16 protein-coding genes are annotated in these 15,033 nt (G+C 67.4%); 8 read left to right on the top strand and 8 right to left on the bottom strand.

Translation table 11 applies throughout. The features are described from left to right. Nucleotides 1-963, top strand: a complete 963-nt coding sequence (locus tag AB9O74_RS06420; RefSeq protein WP_369348789.1) for a calcium/sodium antiporter — start codon at nucleotides 1-3, stop codon at nucleotides 961-963. Nucleotides 964-999: 36 nt separating this feature from the next. Here the strand turns inward: AB9O74_RS06420 and AB9O74_RS06415 are convergent, their stop codons facing one another. The 8 genes from AB9O74_RS06415 to AB9O74_RS06380 form a co-directional block, all read right to left on the bottom strand. Then, a complete protein-coding gene (locus AB9O74_RS06415) occupies nucleotides 1,000-1,413 on the bottom strand; it encodes a Na+/H+ antiporter subunit G (RefSeq protein WP_369348788.1) in 414 nt (137 codons plus the stop codon). Next, complete coding sequence (locus AB9O74_RS06410) at nucleotides 1,410-1,694, bottom strand: K+/H+ antiporter subunit F (RefSeq protein WP_019185292.1); 285 nt, start codon at nucleotides 1,692-1,694, stop codon at nucleotides 1,410-1,412. Before AB9O74_RS06410 ends, AB9O74_RS06415 begins: the two co-directional genes overlap by 4 nt. Further along, a complete protein-coding gene (locus AB9O74_RS06405) occupies nucleotides 1,691-2,197 on the bottom strand; it encodes a Na+/H+ antiporter subunit E (protein ID WP_176987955.1) in 507 nt (168 codons plus the stop codon). Before AB9O74_RS06405 ends, AB9O74_RS06410 begins: the two co-directional genes overlap by 4 nt. Further along, nucleotides 2,194-3,729 carry a monovalent cation/H+ antiporter subunit D gene (locus AB9O74_RS06400; RefSeq protein WP_123729955.1) on the bottom strand — a complete coding sequence of 512 codons (1,536 nt, stop codon included), beginning with the start codon at nucleotides 3,727-3,729 and terminating at the stop codon, nucleotides 2,194-2,196. The genes AB9O74_RS06405 and AB9O74_RS06400 overlap by 4 nt, the downstream gene beginning before the upstream one ends. Next, entirely contained in the window at nucleotides 3,726-4,109 is a 384-nt protein-coding gene (locus AB9O74_RS06395; protein ID WP_019185295.1) for a Na+/H+ antiporter subunit C, read from the bottom strand. The genes AB9O74_RS06400 and AB9O74_RS06395 overlap by 4 nt, the downstream gene beginning before the upstream one ends. Next, nucleotides 4,109-6,937 carry a monovalent cation/H+ antiporter subunit A gene (locus AB9O74_RS06390; RefSeq protein ID WP_176987956.1) on the bottom strand — a complete coding sequence of 943 codons (2,829 nt, stop codon included), beginning with the start codon at nucleotides 6,935-6,937 and terminating at the stop codon, nucleotides 4,109-4,111. Before AB9O74_RS06390 ends, AB9O74_RS06395 begins: the two co-directional genes overlap by 1 nt. Nucleotides 6,938-7,296: 359 nt before the next feature. Then, nucleotides 7,297-7,782: a DUF962 domain-containing protein gene (locus AB9O74_RS06385; RefSeq protein ID WP_176987957.1), complete on the bottom strand. Its 486-nt coding sequence runs from the start codon at nucleotides 7,780-7,782 to the stop codon at nucleotides 7,297-7,299. Between the two features lie 139 nt (nucleotides 7,783-7,921). Next, the gene (locus AB9O74_RS06380; RefSeq protein WP_176987958.1) at nucleotides 7,922-8,848 is read right to left on the bottom strand and encodes a phosphoribosylaminoimidazolesuccinocarboxamide synthase; all 927 of its coding nucleotides are present in this window, start codon (nucleotides 8,846-8,848) and stop codon (nucleotides 7,922-7,924) included. 143 nt (nucleotides 8,849-8,991) lie between these two features. Between AB9O74_RS06380 and AB9O74_RS06375 the strand changes: the two genes are divergently transcribed. From AB9O74_RS06375 to trpD, 7 genes are all read left to right on the top strand, one after another. Next, nucleotides 8,992-9,321, top strand: coding sequence for a DnaJ family molecular chaperone (locus tag AB9O74_RS06375; protein ID WP_123730837.1), 330 nt, complete (start codon nucleotides 8,992-8,994; stop codon nucleotides 9,319-9,321). 42 nt (nucleotides 9,322-9,363) lie between these two features. Next, nucleotides 9,364-10,041, top strand: a complete 678-nt coding sequence (gene rpe / locus AB9O74_RS06370) for a ribulose-phosphate 3-epimerase (protein WP_070426117.1) — start codon at nucleotides 9,364-9,366, stop codon at nucleotides 10,039-10,041. A gap of 12 nt (nucleotides 10,042-10,053) precedes the next feature. Then, nucleotides 10,054-10,536 carry an N-acetyltransferase family protein gene (locus tag AB9O74_RS06365; protein ID WP_369348920.1) on the top strand — a complete coding sequence of 161 codons (483 nt, stop codon included), beginning with the start codon at nucleotides 10,054-10,056 and terminating at the stop codon, nucleotides 10,534-10,536. 193 nt (nucleotides 10,537-10,729) lie between these two features. Then, nucleotides 10,730-11,662: a lipid kinase YegS gene (gene yegS / locus AB9O74_RS06360; RefSeq protein ID WP_369348787.1), complete on the top strand. Its 933-nt coding sequence runs from the start codon at nucleotides 10,730-10,732 to the stop codon at nucleotides 11,660-11,662. A 167-nt stretch (nucleotides 11,663-11,829) separates the two neighbouring features. After that, the gene (trpE, locus tag AB9O74_RS06355; RefSeq protein ID WP_176987961.1) at nucleotides 11,830-13,305 is read left to right on the top strand and encodes an anthranilate synthase component I; all 1,476 of its coding nucleotides are present in this window, start codon (nucleotides 11,830-11,832) and stop codon (nucleotides 13,303-13,305) included. Nucleotides 13,306-13,380: 75 nt separating this feature from the next. Then, a complete protein-coding gene (locus tag AB9O74_RS06350) occupies nucleotides 13,381-13,959 on the top strand; it encodes an aminodeoxychorismate/anthranilate synthase component II (RefSeq protein WP_070472319.1) in 579 nt (192 codons plus the stop codon). Nucleotides 13,960-13,991: 32 nt separating this feature from the next. Beyond that, the gene (trpD, locus tag AB9O74_RS06345; RefSeq protein ID WP_179459847.1) at nucleotides 13,992-15,029 is read left to right on the top strand and encodes an anthranilate phosphoribosyltransferase; all 1,038 of its coding nucleotides are present in this window, start codon (nucleotides 13,992-13,994) and stop codon (nucleotides 15,027-15,029) included. Nucleotides 15,030-15,033 lie beyond the last annotated feature (4 nt).

The raw sequence follows: 15,033 nt of genomic DNA, 5'->3' as shown, positions 1-15,033 counted from the left end.
ATGATCGCTGCCACTGTTTGGTTCATGCTGGGCCTGGTGCTGTTGGCACTGGGGGGCGATGCCATCGTCAAGGCCGCCTCCGGGCTGGCCCAGCGATTCGGCGCCTCGCCCTTCGTGGCGGGGTTGCTGCTGGTCGCCTTCGGCACCTCGCTGCCCGAGCTGGTGGTCAATGCCCGGGCCTTCGTGGTCGGGGCGGAAGAACTCGCGCTGGGCAACGCGGTGGGCAGCAACATCGTCAATGTCGGGCTGACCCTGGGCCTGGCGGCCCTGGCCGCGCCGCTGCTGGTCCGCGCGCGCCTGCTCTCGCCCCTGCTGGTGTGCCTTGCGGCGGGCAGCCTGCTGCTGATCCTGTTCGGCCTGGATGGCGTGATCGCGCGCTGGGAAGGGGCCGTGCTGCTGCTCGCCTTCGTCGCCCTGCTGGTGTTCCTGCTGCGTCGCGCGCGGGCGGAATCCGAGCCGGTGCGCGAGGCCATCGCCGGCTATGCGATGACCCGCACCGGGCTGTTCCTCAATATCCTGCGGCTGCTGTTCGCGGCGGTGTGCCTGTACCTCGGCGCGCGCTGGATCGTGCAGGCCGCACCGGTGTTCGGCGCCGGGCTGGGCTGGTCGCCGCTGCTGGTCGGCCTGCTGCCGGTGGCGATCGGCACCGCGCTGCCCGAAGTCGCCGCGGCGGTCGCAGCGGCACGCCGTGGCCAGGGCGACATGGTGCTGGGCCACGTGATCGGCTCGAGCCTGTTCAATCTGCTGGTGGTGGTCGGCGGCATGGCCGCGCTGCGCCCGCTGGCGCTGCCCGCGTCGTTCGTGAAGCTGGAGCTGCCGGCGGCGATCGCCTTCGTGCTGGTGCTCTACCCGATGCTGCGCGGTGACCTGACGATCAGCCGGCGCGAAGGCGCGGTGCTGGTGGTGGCGTTCGTGGGGTGGATCGCGCTGGAGCTGGCGTTGATCGGCGGCGTGTGGGGTTGACGGCCAACCGTTGAAGCAGCCGGCCAGCGGCCGGCGCTACTGGCTGTCGCGGGAAATGGGCGCCTTCGCATCATCGGCGTCGTCGTCGCGGCGCGGTTCCGGCGGCGGCAGCTGTTCTTCCTCGGCGGTCTTGTGGCCCGGCAGCTCCGGCCGGGTTTCCATCAGCAGCGACAGCGCGGCCTTGGCCATCATGTGCGCGCTGATCGGCGCGGTGATGAACAGGAACACGGTGATCAGCAGCTCGCGCGGCTGCGGGTCTTCGCCGAGGAAGATGTGATAGCAGACCGAACCCACCAGCACGCAGCCTACGCCCAGCGTGCTGGCCTTGGTCGGTGCATGCAGGCGCTTGAAGAACGTGGACAGCTTCACCAGGCCGAGCGCGCCGACCAGGATGAAGAAGCAGCCGAACAGCAGCAGGATCGACAGCACGATCTGGATGAAGGTGATCATTCGACGATGTCCCGGCGCAGCACGAACTTGCTGAGCACCACCGTACTGCCGAAGCCGAGCATGGCGATGATCAGTGCGGCCTCGAAGTACACCGCCGAGTTGAGGTACATGCCGAACAGCATCAGCTCGGCGATGGCCGTCACCGACAGGGTATCCAGGGCAAGGATGCGGTCGGGCACGGTCGGGCCGCGCAGCAGGCGCCAGGTGGCCAGCAGCATGGCCAGGCCGACCACGTGCATGCACACCACCATCGTGGTCTGGATGAACATATGTCCGGTCATGGGAAGATCTCCATCAGCGGGGCTTCGTAGCGGGATTTGATCTGCCGGATCAGTTCGTCCGGGTCATCCAGGTGCAGCACGTGCACCAGCAGGTACCGGCGGTCATCCGACAGCGCGGCCGAGACGGTGCCCGGGGTCAGCGTGATCATGCTGGTCAGCGCGGCGATGCCGTGGATGTTGGCGATATCCAGCGGCAGCCAGATGAAGCCCGGATGGATGCGGCGCTCCGGGCCCAGCACCTGGATCGCGACCCGGATGTTGGAGACCAGGATGTCCCACAGGGTCACGAACACCAGTTTGGGCAACGGCTTGAGCGAGCCGATCCGCGCGAACTCGCGGTCCAGCCGCGCCGCGAACAACGGCACCACCACGCCCAGGATCATGCCGAGCACGATCTGGCCGACGGTGAAGCTGTCGGACATCAACAGCCAGAACGCCACCACCATCACGCTCAGCGAGGGCGAGGGCAGGATGCGCTTGTACAGGGAAGGCTTGCGCGTCATGGCTGGCGGATCTCCGGCGTGGTGGCGCGCAGTTCACCGACGTAGTCCTGCGGCTGCAGCAGCTGGGTGGCCATCGCATCGGTGTGCTGCATCAGCGGACCGGCGAACACGCTCATCGCGATGCCATAGCTGAGCAGCAGCGCGGCGGCGAACAGTTCCACGGTGCGTGTGGGCGCCTTGCGCGGTTTGGGCGCGCCTTCTTCGACGACCGGTACGCGCCAGAACAGGCGGATGCCGCCCCGGGTCAGGCCGACGATCACCATCAGGCTGCTGCCCAGCACCGCGGCCCACACCGCCCAGGTGTACTGCGCCGGCATGCCGGCCAGCAGCGCGGCCTTGGCCAGGAAGCCGGACAGCGGTGGCAGGCCTGCCACCGAGACGGCGCCGATCAGGAACAGCACGGCAGGCGTTTCCTTGCCCGGCATCGGCGCGATGACTTCCTTGCGGTCGCTGGCGCCGCCACGACGGCGGCGGATCAGGTCGGCGATGAGGAACAGCGCGGCGGCCACGAAGGTGCTGTGCGGCAGGTAATACAGGCCGGCCGAAAGTACTTCCGGCGTGCGCACCGAGAAGGCGATGAACAGCGTCGCCGCCGAGACCACCACCAGGTAGGAGATCAGCACGCGCAGGCGCGCGGCGGCGAGCACGCCCAGGCCGCCCAGCACCAGCGTCGCCACGCCGGCCCAGAGCAGCCACTGGCTGCCGTAGCCGGCCATCGGGCCCGCGCCTTCGCCGAACCACAGCGTGCTGACCCGCAGCACTGCATAAAGGCCGACCTTGGTCATGATCGCGAACAGTGCGGCCACTGCGGCGGGTGCACGTGCATAGGCTTCCGGCAGCCACAGGTAGAGGGGCATCAGCGCGGCCTTGCTGCAGAACACCAGCAGCAGCAGGCCCATGGTCGCCTTGACCAGGGTCAGGTGCGACGCCGGCACTTCGGCGATGCGCTGGGACAGCTCGGCCATGTTGAGCGAGCCCAGCGAGGCGTACAGCAGGCCGAGTGCAATCAGGAAGAGGGTCGAGGCGGTGACGTTGAACACCACGTAGTGCAGGCCGATGCGCATGCGCAGGCCGCGCCCGCCGCTGAGCAGCAGGCCGTAGGAGGCGATCAGCATCACCTCGAAGAACACGAACAGGTTGAAGATGTCGCCGGTCAGGAACGCGCCGTTGAGGCCGACCAGCTGGAACTGGAACAATGCGTGGAAGTGCGGCGCGCGCCGGTCCCAGCCCGAGCAGGCATGCAGCAGGCAGGGGATGGCCAGCAGCAGCGTGGTCACCAGCATCCAGGCCGAGAGGCGGTCGGCCACCAGCGCGATGCCCAGGCGCGAGGGCCAGTCACCCAGCAGGTACACCGCGATGCTGCCGTCGGCGGTCTGCGCGAACAGCAGCGCGACGGCGGCGGCGAGTGCGGTCAGCGTGGTCCACGCCACCGTGCGCTGCACCTTCGGCCCATAGCGGCGATGCTCGACGAACAGCGAGCAGGCCGCGCCGAACAGCGGAATCAGGATGGGCAGGATCACCGCATGGTTCATGCGCCGCCCTCCCGGCCCGGCGCGGTATCGGCGGGGAGTTCTTCTTCTTCGTGCGCGTCGACGTGGTCGCTGTGGTTGTCGCTGCGGCTGCGCATCGCCAGCACGATGCTGACCGCGGTCATCGCGAACGCGATCACGATGGCGGTCAGCACCAGCGCCTGCGGCAGCGGATCGGTGTAGTTGCCCAGGTCGCTGTCGATGCCCTCACGCAGCACCGGCGCCTTGCCCTGGACCAGGCGGCCGCCGGCAAAGATCAGCAGGTTGGTCGCATACGAGAGGAAGGTCATGCCGAGGATCACATCGAAGCTGCGCGCGCGCAGCAGCAGGTAGATGCCGATCGCGCTCAGTACGCCGATGGCGCTTGCCAGGGCCAGTTCCATCAGTGCATCTCCCCGGTTTTTGCCGAACGGCGGGTGGGATCGATCTCGCCTTTGCGGGCGTTGCGGGTGCGCGAGGGCTTGATCGTGCCCATCATCGAGAGCATCAGCATCACGCCGCCGAACACCACCAGGTACACGCCGGTATCGAAGCCGATCGCACTGGCCAGCGGTACCTCGCCGATCAGCGGAAGGTGCAGGTCCAGATGACCGCTGGTCAGGAACGGCACGCCGAACAGCATCGAGGCGCAGCCACTGAGGATGGCGATCAGCAGGCCGGCACCGATGCAGCGGATGTAATCGAAGCCGAAGCGCGATTCCACCGAGGTGGTGCCCTGGATGACGTACTGGATCAGCAGCGGCACCGCCAGCACCAGGCCGGCGATGAAGCCGCCGCCGGGCGCGTTGTGGCCGCGCAGGAACAGGAAGATGGAAACGGTCAGGGTGAGCGGGAACATGACCTGGGCCAGATCGGCCGGCACCGGCAGCTTGATCGGCGGGCCGGGCATGATCTGTTCCGGCGCCATCCGCGAGCGGCGCAGCATGGCGTGCACCACCAGCGCGGCGATGCCGAACACGGTGATCTCACCGAACGTATCGAAGCCACGGAAGTCGACCAGGATCACGTTGACCACGTTCTGCCCATAGGCCTCCGGCAGCGCACGCGCCAGCAGCTCGCCGGCCATGGTGTTCGGCGGCAACGTCATGGCGGTGTAGGCCATCGCGGCCAGCCCGCCACCGGCGACGATCGCGATCACCGCATCGCGCCGCTTGCGCCAGACCGACTTCTCCGGCGGCGACTGGATCGGCAGGTAGTTCATGCCCAGCAGCATCAGCACCAGGGTGACCATCTCCACCAGCAGCTGGGTCAGCGCCAGGTCGGGCGCGGACAGGAACACGAAGGTGAGCGAGACCATCAGGCCGACGCCGCCGACCACCAGCACCGCCAGCAGGCGCTGCCGGTAGACGAACAGCGCGCCCAGCGCGCAGGCCATCATCACCAGCCACAGCGCCCACCCCAGCAGCGGGATCGGCTGCGGCGAGGGCCAGTTGGGTGAGGCCGGGTTGGCCACGAACGGCGCGGCGGCGACGATGATCGCCACCACCACCAGCGCCATCAGCATGCGTTGCAGGCTGCCGTTGGCCAGGCCCTGGGTGAGCCGGTGGGCGAAGCCGAACACCAGGTCCAGCTGCTTGTGGAAAATGTTGCGGCCGATGCTGCGGCTGACCACCGCATGCAGGTTGATCAGGCGGCGCAGGCCGAAGTACAGCGCGATACCGCCGATCACGCCGGCGATGCTCATCATCAACGGGGTATTGAAGCCGTGCCAGACCGAGAGGCTGTAGGCCGGCATCGCCGGGCCCAGGATCGACGACGCGGCGGCATGCAGCACCGGCGCGATGGTGATCGCCGGCGCGACGCCGACGGCCACGCAGACCACCACCAGGATCTCGACGGGCACCTTCATGAAGCGCGGCGGTTCGTGCGGCACCCGGTCCAGATCGTGCGGGCCCTTGCCGAAGAAGGTGTCGTGCACGAAGCGCAGGCTGTAGGCCACGCCGAACACGCCGGCCAGCAGCGCGGCGATCGACATCACCACGCGCATGGTTTCCGGGCCACCCGCGGTCAGCGCCTCGGCAAACAGCATTTCCTTCGACAGGAAGCCGTTGAGCAGCGGAATGCCGGCCATCGCCAGCGAGGCGATGATCGCCAGCGCGCTGGTGATCGGCATCAACCGCCGCAGGCCGCCCAGCTTGCGCATGTCACGGGTGCCGGTCTCGTGGTCGATGATGCCGGCGGCCATGAACAGCGACGCCTTGAAGGTGGCGTGGTTGAGGATGTGGAACACGCCGGCCACCACCGCCATCGGCGTGGACAGGCCGAACAGCATGGTGATCAGGCCGAGATGGGAGATCGTCGAATAGGCCAGCAGGCCTTTGAGGTCATGCTGGAAGATCGCGTTCCAGGCGCCGATCAGCAGGGTGATCGCCCCGATGCCGCTGACCGTATAGAAGAACAGATCGGTGCCGGCCAGCGCCGGATGCAACCGGGCCAGCAGGAACACGCCGGCTTTGACCATCGTCGCCGAGTGCAGGTAAGCCGAGACGGGCGTCGGCGCGGCCATCGCGTGCGGCAGCCAGAAGTGGAACGGGAACTGGGCGCTCTTGGTGAAGATGCCGGCCAGGACCAGGAACAGGGCATACGGGTACAGCGAACTGGCGCGGATCAGATCGCCGGCGGCGAGCACCGCGTCCAGCTCGAAGCTGCCCACGATGCGGCCGATCAGCAGCACGCCGCCGAGCAGGGCCAGGCCGCCGCCGCCGGTGACCACCAGGGCCATCCGGGCGCCCTCGCGGGCGTCCTGGCGGTGCGACCAGAAGCCGATCAGCAGGAACGAGCTGATGCTGGTCATTTCCCAGAACACCATCAGCAGCAGCAGGTTGCCCGAGAGCACCATGCCGAGCATGGCGCCCATGAACAGCAGCAGGTAACAGTAGAAGCGGTGGGCGCTGTCGCGGGCGCTCAGGTAGTAGTGGGCGTACATCACCACCAGCGCGCCGATCGCCAGCACCATCCCGGCGAACATCCAGGCCAGGCCGTCCAGGCGCAGCGAGAAGGCCAGCCCGATCTGCGGAATCCACTCCCCGTAGCTGCGGACGATCCCGCCGTCCATGATCGCCGGGGTCATCGTCGCCAACAGCGCCAGTCCTCCCAGCGGAGCGGCCGCGGCTACCCAGGCGGCCGTGGAGCGGGAGGTGCGGCGGAATGAAGCGACGGCCACTGCCATCAGGAAGGGCAGGGCGAGCAGCAGGAGCAGACTAGGATTCATGCAGGGAATGCGGGATTCACGAGCAGGTCGTTCAGTCTAACAGGCAGGCAATTGCTGCCGATACACCCGAATACGCCCTCAATTGCATCTAACGTGCACTGATTCATTTTTTCGGGGCGGCGCATGGCCCCATTCGGGTCCGTCGAAGGCCGTATGGAGGCCCACCCTCGACTTTGCCGATTGTGGCCGCCCGGAGGCCATCGAAACGGGTCCGGAACCAGTCGTCGCAGGGGCTGCGGGACGGTCGGGGCGTGCACGAAGATGAACGGTGACCGACGCTCGAAAGGCCACTGCGGACGATGCTGGACGGTCCGGCGTGGAGTGCCGGTGAGCGCGCCCGCTCGTTCAGGAAAAACAGGTCAGTAGCGCCAACCCATCCGACGGTAGACCTTGGCCAGGACCCACAGCGGGCCGATCAGCAGATAGACCAGATCGGTCAGGAAACTCGGCTTGCGGCCTTCGTGCTTGTGCCCGATGAACTGCGCGACCCAGGCGACGGCAAAAACCCCCAGGGCCAGCCAGAACAGGTTCACCAGGCCGATCTCGGCTTCCAGCAGGCGGCACACGCAGCCGCTGACGAAGAAGATCGCCAGCATGCCGTAGCCCAGCGTGCGCGAGAGGCGGTTGTAGAAACACCAGGCGGCGAACATCGCCAGGCCGGCCCAGATCCCGTTCTGGAACCAGGTGATCAGCGGCGGGAGGCACCACAGCAGGCCGATCACCGACCACAGGATCGCCGGGACGGCCACGACGTGGATGCGCTGGTTCAGCACATTGCGGTGATCGTCGGAATAGCTGGCGAAGTAGCGGTCGATCGGGCGTGCGAGCTGGGTGGCGGTCTGCATACTGCGTCGCTTCCTCGGACAACGGTAGTGCCGGCCGCTGGCCGGCAACTCAGCATAGCCGAGTTCGTGAGGTTGCCGGCCAGCGGCCGGCACTACCCCCGGCAACGCCCCCGGCCACGTCGGCCGGGGGCGCAGGGAATCAGTCGACCGAGATGCCGGCCAGGCGCTGCAGCGCCTCGGCGTACTTGGCGCGGGTGCGCTCGATGATCTCGGCGGGGATGCTCGGGCCGGGCGCGGTCTTGCCCCAGTCCAGCGTCTCCAGGTAATCGCGGACGAACTGCTTGTCGTAGCTCGGCGGGCTGGTGCCCACCTCGTACTCGTCGGCCGGCCAGTAGCGCGAGGAATCCGGCGTCAGCATCTCGTCCATGATGTACAGACGCCCGTCGGCATCGGTGCCGAACTCGAACTTGGTGTCGGCGAGGAGGATGCCGCGCTCGCGGGCGTACTCGGCCGCGAAGGCGTAGATGCGCAGGGTGGCGTCGCGCACGCGCTCGGCCAGGTCCGCACCGACCGCCTTGACCATCGCATCGAAATCGATGTTCTCGTCATGGTCGCCGACGGCGGCCTTGGTCGAGGGGGTGAAGATCGGTTCGGGCAGCTGTTCGGCCTGGCGCAGGCCATCGGGCAGCTCGATGCCGCTGATCTTGCCGGTGCGCTGGTAGTCCTTCCAGCCGCTGCCGATCAGGTAGCCGCGGGCGATGGCCTCGACCGGGACCGGCTTGAGCTTGCGGGTGACCACGGCGCGCTTGGCGTACAGGGCCGGATCCACGCCCTCGGGCAGCACGCTGGCGACATCGATGCCGGTCAGGTGGTTGGGCATCAGGTGTGCGGTCTTGGCGAACCAGAAGTTCGAGACCTGGCAGAGCATTTCGCCCTTGCCGGGAATCGGATCGGGGAGCACCACGTCGAAGGCTGACAGACGGTCGGTCGCGACCATCAGCAGGTAGTCCCCCGGCGGAGTGCCGGCGGGGAGCCGGTCGCGCGGAATGTCGAAAACATCACGCACCTTGCCGCGATGGCGCAAGGGCAGGCCGGGGAGATCGGATTGCAACAACGTGGTCGGCACGGGCACTCCTGAGGCTTCGTCATGACAGCTGTCCAGGGGACCCGGAGGGCCCGCACAGACAGCGGGCGGCCTAGTGTAAAGCGGGTTGGGCCCGCTGTGACGTAAAATGAGGATCCTTTATCGCCTCGGCTGCCCAGACCACCATGCGCTGGTACGGAAAACTGCTCGGATTCATCGCTGGCGCCCTGTTGTTCAGGCCCAATCCGCTGTTCGGGGCCGTGGTCGGGCTGTTGCTGGGGCATGCCTTCGATGCCGACTGGTTCCGGCTGAACAGGGAAAACCCCTACCGCGAGCTGGGGCTGACCTCCGAGGCGACCGATGCCGAGATCGACCTGGCCTACCGCCGGCTGATGTCCCAGTACCACCCGGACAAGGTGGTCGGCGCGGCGCCGGAGCTGCGCCAGCAGGCCGAGCGCAAGTCGCGCCAGCTCAATGCCGCCTACGACCGCATCAAGACCCTGCGCAAGCGCTGATTCCGCGCGGCGCCCCCTTTCAACATCCTGAAGGCCCCGGCCATGTCCAACTGCATCATTGCTCCCTCCATCCTGTCCGCCGATTTCGCCCGCCTGGGCGAGGAAGTGGACAACGTGCTCGCGGCCGGCGCCGACTGGGTGCATTTCGATGTGATGGACAACCATTACGTGCCGAACCTGACGATCGGCCCGCTGGTCTGCCAGGCGCTGCGCAAGCACGGCGTGACCGCGCCGATCGATGTGCACCTGATGGTGGAGCCGGTGGACCGGATCATCCCGGATTTCGCCGAGGCCGGCGCGACCTACATCAGCTTCCATCCGGAGGCCAGCCGCCACGTGCACCGCACGATTCAGCTGATCCGTTCGCTGGGCTGCAAGCCGGGCGTGGTGCTCAATCCGGCCACGCCGGTGGACATCCTGGACTGGGTGCTCGATGACCTGGACCTGGTGCTGGTGATGTCGGTGAATCCGGGCTTCGGCGGCCAGGCGTTCATTCCGTCGGCGCTGGACAAAGTGCGCGCCATCCGCAAGAAGATCGATGCCAGCGGCAAGGACATCCGCCTGGAGATCGACGGTGGCGTAAAGGCGGACAACATCGGTGCGATCGCGGCGGCCGGTGCGGATGCGTTCGTGGCCGGCTCGGCGATCTTCAATGCGAAGACGAGCTACCAGGACATCATCGCGCAGATGCGCGGCAACGTCGCCGCGGCGCGGGGCTGAGCCATGGGACCGGTGGCTGCCGTGACGATCCGCGTGGCCACCGCTGACGATGCGGCGCTGATCCTGCGTTTCATCCGCGAACTGGCGATCTACGAGAAGGCCGAGGCGTCGGTGCAGACCGATGAAGCGGGCATCCGCGCGAGCCTGTTCGGGCCGGAGGCCAAGGCGCACGCGCTGATCTGCGAGGCCGACGGCGTGGCGATCGGGTATGCGGTGTACTTCTACAACTACTCGACGTGGCTGGGCCGCAACGGGATCTACCTGGAAGATCTGTACGTGAGTCCGGAGCATCGCGGCAGTGGTGCGGGCAAGGCGCTGCTGCAGCACATCGCGCGGATCGCGGTGGCCGGGAACTGCGGCCGTTTCGAGTGGTCGGTGCTGGATTGGAACGAACCGGCGATCCAGTTCTACGAAGCCGCCGGCGCGAAGCCGCAGAGCGAGTGGACGGTGTACCGGATGGAAGGCGAGGCGCTGCGGGTGTTTGCTGCAGGCTGAGCTGTCTTCAAAAAAAAAGACCGCACCATTGCTGGTACGGCCCTGGGAACTGCGGGAGGCTGATCCTGCCTCCATCCATCTTCCCTGCTATGGCCTTCCATTCTCCGGGGGATCGGTGACGCTTTGATGACGTTCACCGGCGGCCACGCCGTCCGCTGCTAGCCTTCGCTTCCCCACTCCCTGGAAGTACCGCATGAGCCGTCCCCATTGGCGTTTGATCCTCAACGGAAAGGCCACCGGCAATGAGGATGTGCGCGAGGCGGTGGCGGCGATGCGCGAGCGTGGGGTGCAGCTGGAGGTGCGGGTGACCTGGGAATCGGGCGATGCCGAGCGCTACGTGGCCGAGGCGATCGCGCACGGGGTCGATACGATCATCGCGGCCGGCGGTGATGGCACGCTCAGCGAGGTGGCCGAGACGCTGGCGCATCGCGAGGAGTCCGCCGACGCGCTGCCGTCGCTGGGGCTGTTGCCGCTGGGCACGGCCAATGATTTCGCCACGGCGGCGGAGATTCCAGATGCACCGCTGGCAGCGCTGGAGCTGATCGCGCACGCGCCGGCACGCCCGGTCGATCTGCTGCGCATCGATGCCGATGGCAAGGTGTGGTGGTGCGCGAACGTGGCCAGCGGCGGCTTCGGCACCGACGTGACGGTGGAGACCGACGAGGGCCTGAAGAAAGTGCTCGGCGGGCTGGCCTATCTGGTCACCGGGGTATCGCGGCTGGGGCGCATCGATCCGATCCAGGCGCAGGTCCGGGCGCCGGGGTTCGCGTGGGCCGGCGGCTTCATCGCACTCGGCGTGGGTAATGGCCGCCAGGCCGGCGGCGGGCAGGTCCTGTGCCCGGAGGCCCTGATCGATGACGGACTGTTGGATGTCACCGTCATTCCTGAGCTGAGCGGGGAGGTGACGTCGACCCTCGCGGCACTGGTCAAGGGCGGCAAGCGCGGCGCGCTGGAGCAGGTGGCCGAGCGCGTCCAGGCGCCGTGGGTGGAGATCGAGGCCGAGCTGCCGCTGACGCTCAACCTGGATGGCGAGCCGGTCCAGGCCCGGCATTTCCGCATCGACTGCGTGCCGGGCCGGGTCAACCTGCACGTGGCGCTGGACAGCCCGCTGCTGTCGCGCGGCTGATGCGCCGGGCGGCGCCGGGTTCCATCCGGTGCCGTCAATGCGGTACAGTCGCCGGGTGTCCATTCTGACGACCCCGCATACCCTTTCTTCCGCTCGCCGTTGGTGGCGATGGTGGCCTGTTGCCGTCGTCCGTCCCGCCACCGCCGTTTCCCGGAAGGAAAGTCGTCTTGATCACGCTCGAGCAGTTCCAGCAGCAGGCCGCTGAAGGCCACACCCGCATCCCCGTCGTCCGTGAAGTGCTGTCCGACCTGGACACGCCGCTTTCGGTCTATCTGAAGCTCGCCGACGGCCCGCATACCTATCTGTTTGAATCGGTCGAGGGCGGCGAACGCTTCGGGCGCTATTCCATCATCGGCCTGCCGGCGCGCCGGGTATATGCCTTCCACGGCCATACCCTGACCATCAGCGAGTCCGGCACCGTGGTGGAAACCCGCGAGGTCGCCGACCCATTCACCGAGGTCGAGGCGCTGCGCAGCGCCCACTCGGTGCCGAAGCTGGCCGGTCTGCCGGGCTTCACCGGTGGCCTGGTCGGCTGGTTCGGCTTCGAGTGCATCGGCTATATCGAACCGCGCCTGGCACCGCCGCGTGGCCGCGATGAGCTGGGCACACCGGACATCCTGCTGCTGCACTCCGAAGAACTGGCGGTGTTCGACAACCTCAAGGGCCGCCTGTACCTGATCGTGCATGCCGACCCGGGCCAGCCCGGTGCATGGGAGGACGCCCAGGCCAAGTTGGATGCGCTGGTCGCCAAGCTGCGCGCCCCCGGCGCCGGCTACCCCGCGCCGATCACCCGCGATGTGCTGGACGAGAACGATTTCGTCTCCGGCTTCACCCGCGAAGGCTTCATCGCCGCGGTCGACAAATCCAAGGAATACATCCGCGCCGGCGACATCTTCCAGGTGGTACTGAGCCAGCGCCTGAGCGTGCCGTTCAAGGCGCGCCCGGTGGACGTGTACCGCGCGCTGCGCGCACTGAACCCCTCGCCGTACATGTATTTCCTCGACACCGGCGACGTGCAGGTGGTCGGCTCCTCGCCGGAGATCCTGGTGCGGCTCCAGGATGGCGAAGTCACCGTACGCCCGATCGCCGGCACCCGCCCGCGTGGCGCCACGGTGGAAGAAGACAACGCACTGGAAGCCGAACTGCTGGCCGATCCCAAGGAACGCGCCGAGCACCTGATGCTGATCGACCTGGGCCGCAACGATGCGGGCCGCGTGTCCAAGGCGGGCACGGTGGAAGTGGGCGAGCAGTTCGTGATCGAACGCTACAGCCACGTCATGCACATCGTCAGCGAAGTGACCGGCAAGCTTCAGCCGGGCCTGAGCTATGCCGATGTGCTGCGCGCGACGTTCCCGGCCGGCACCGTCAGCGGCGCGCCGAAGATCCGCGCGCTGGAAGTGATCCGCGAGCTGGAGCCGATCAAGCGCAACGTCTACGCCGGCAGCATCGGTTACATCGGCTGGCACGGCGATGCCGATACCGCGATCGCGATCCGCACCGCGGTGATCAAGGACGGCCGCCTGCACGTGCAGGCCGGTGCCGGCATCGTCTACGACTCCGATCCCGGCAAGGAATGGGACGAGACGATGAACAAGGGCCGCGCGCTGTTCCGTGCGGTCGCGCAGGCTGCCAAGGGTTTGTAACGGCACGCAGCCGCACTGCCTGACCCGTGCACGGTGCCGTGCACGCCACTTCCCCTTTCAAGACGGATCCTGACCATGTTGTTGATGCTCGACAACTACGACAGCTTCACCTACAACCTCGTGCAGTACCTGCAGACGCTGGGCGCCGAGGTGAAGGTGGTGCGCAATGACGCGTTGAGCGTCGATGAGATCGCCGCGCTCGCACCCGAGCGCATCGTGATCTCGCCCGGCCCGTGCACGCCGAACGAAGCGGGCGTGTCGCTGGAGCTGATCCGTCGGCTCGGCCCGACCACGCCGATCCTGGGCGTGTGCCTGGGCCACCAGAGCATCGGCCAGGTGTACGGCGGCGATGTCATCCGCGCCACCAACATCATGCACGGCAAGACCTCGCCGATCCGCCATGAAGGCAAGGGCGTGTTCGCCGGCCTGCCGGACCGCTACCAGGCCACGCGCTACCACTCGCTGGTGGTCGACAAGACCACGTTGCCCGCGTGCCTGGAGATGACCGCCTGGACCGAGAACGAGGACGGCTCGATCGAAGAGATCATGGGCCTGCGCCATCGCGAGCATCCGGTCGAGGGCGTGCAGTTCCATCCCGAGTCGATCCTCACCGAGCACGGCCACGCCCTGCTGAAGAACTTCCTGCAGCGCTGAGCGCGCCGCACCTGCATCACAAAGGACCCCGCATGACCTTCTCTCCCCAGGAAGCCCTGCAGCGCACCATCGAGCACCGCGAAATCTTCTTCGACGAAATGGTCGACCTGATGCGGCAGATCATGCGCGGTGAAGTGTCGCCGGTGATGACCGCCGCGATCCTGACCGGCCTGCGGGTCAAGAAGGAAACCATCGGCGAAATCGCTGGTGCCGCCACCGTGATGCGCGAGCTCGCCCTCGCGGTACCGGTGGAGGACAAGACGCATCTGGTGGATATCGTCGGCACCGGTGGGGATGGTTCGCACACCTTCAACATCTCCACCTGCGCGATGTTCGTGGTCTCCGCGGCCGGCGCCAAGGTGGCCAAGCATGGCAACCGCAGTGTCTCCTCCAAGTCCGGCAGTGCCGATGCGGTCGAGGCGCTGGGCGCGGTCATCGATCTGCGTCCGGACGAGGTCGCACGCGCGATCACCGAAACCGGCATCGGCTTCATGTTCGCGCCGATGCACCATCCGGCGATGAAGGTCGTCGCGCCGGTGCGCCGCGAGATGGGGGTGCGCACGATCTTCAACATCCTCGGCCCGCTGACCAATCCGGTGGGTGCGACCAACGTGCTGATGGGCGTGTTCCACTCGGATCTGGTCGGCATCCAGGCGCGCGTGCTGCGCGAACTCGGCGCCGAGCGCGCGCTGGTGGTGTGGGGTCGCGACAACATGGACGAGATCTCGCTTGGCGCCGGTACGCTGGTCGGCGAGCTGCGCGACGGCAAGGTGCGCGAGTACGAGATCCATCCGGAAGACTTCGGCATCGCGATGTCGGCCAGCCGCAACCTCAAGGTCGACGGTCCGGAAGAATCCATCGCGATGCTGCGTGGCGTGCTCGACAACCAGCCCGGCCCCGCGCTGGACATCGTGGCGCTCAATGCTGGTGCGGCGCTGTACGTGGCCGGTGTCGCCGACAGCATCGCCGATGGCCTGGCCCGAGCCCGTGCGGTGCTGGCCGATGGCAGCGCGCGCTCGCGGATGGAGCAGTACGTGGCCGCCACCCGCCGTATCCGCGGGGCCGTCTGAGCCC

The sequence above is a fragment of the Stenotrophomonas sp. JAG2 genome (genome assembly GCF_041080745.1).
Lineage (GTDB): Bacteria > Pseudomonadota > Gammaproteobacteria > Xanthomonadales > Xanthomonadaceae > Stenotrophomonas > Stenotrophomonas maltophilia_AA.
This window is presented reverse-complemented; position numbering and strand designations above follow the sequence as displayed.

Excerpts from the sequence above, each read along its gene's own strand:
- AB9O74_RS06420 (WP_369348789.1), top strand. The coding sequence starts at position 1 with ATGATCGCTGCCACTGTTTGGTTCATGCTGGGCCTGGTGCTGTTGGCA.
- AB9O74_RS06415 (WP_369348788.1), bottom strand. The coding sequence starts at position 1,413 with ATGATCACCTTCATCCAGATCGTGCTGTCGATCCTGCTGCTGTTCGGC.
- AB9O74_RS06410 (WP_019185292.1), bottom strand. The coding sequence starts at position 1,694 with ATGACCGGACATATGTTCATCCAGACCACGATGGTGGTGTGCATGCAC.
- AB9O74_RS06405 (WP_176987955.1), bottom strand. The coding sequence starts at position 2,197 with ATGACGCGCAAGCCTTCCCTGTACAAGCGCATCCTGCCCTCGCCCTCG.
- AB9O74_RS06400 (WP_123729955.1), bottom strand. The coding sequence starts at position 3,729 with ATGAACCATGCGGTGATCCTGCCCATCCTGATTCCGCTGTTCGGCGCG.
- AB9O74_RS06395 (WP_019185295.1), bottom strand. The coding sequence starts at position 4,109 with ATGGAACTGGCCCTGGCAAGCGCCATCGGCGTACTGAGCGCGATCGGC.
- AB9O74_RS06390 (WP_176987956.1), bottom strand. The coding sequence starts at position 6,937 with ATGAATCCTAGTCTGCTCCTGCTGCTCGCCCTGCCCTTCCTGATGGCA.
- AB9O74_RS06385 (WP_176987957.1), bottom strand. The coding sequence starts at position 7,782 with ATGCAGACCGCCACCCAGCTCGCACGCCCGATCGACCGCTACTTCGCC.
- AB9O74_RS06375 (WP_123730837.1), top strand. The coding sequence starts at position 8,992 with ATGCGCTGGTACGGAAAACTGCTCGGATTCATCGCTGGCGCCCTGTTG.
- rpe (WP_070426117.1), top strand. The coding sequence starts at position 9,364 with ATGTCCAACTGCATCATTGCTCCCTCCATCCTGTCCGCCGATTTCGCC.
- yegS (WP_369348787.1), top strand. The coding sequence starts at position 10,730 with ATGAGCCGTCCCCATTGGCGTTTGATCCTCAACGGAAAGGCCACCGGC.
- AB9O74_RS06350 (WP_070472319.1), top strand. The coding sequence starts at position 13,381 with ATGTTGTTGATGCTCGACAACTACGACAGCTTCACCTACAACCTCGTG.
- trpD (WP_179459847.1), top strand. The coding sequence starts at position 13,992 with ATGACCTTCTCTCCCCAGGAAGCCCTGCAGCGCACCATCGAGCACCGC.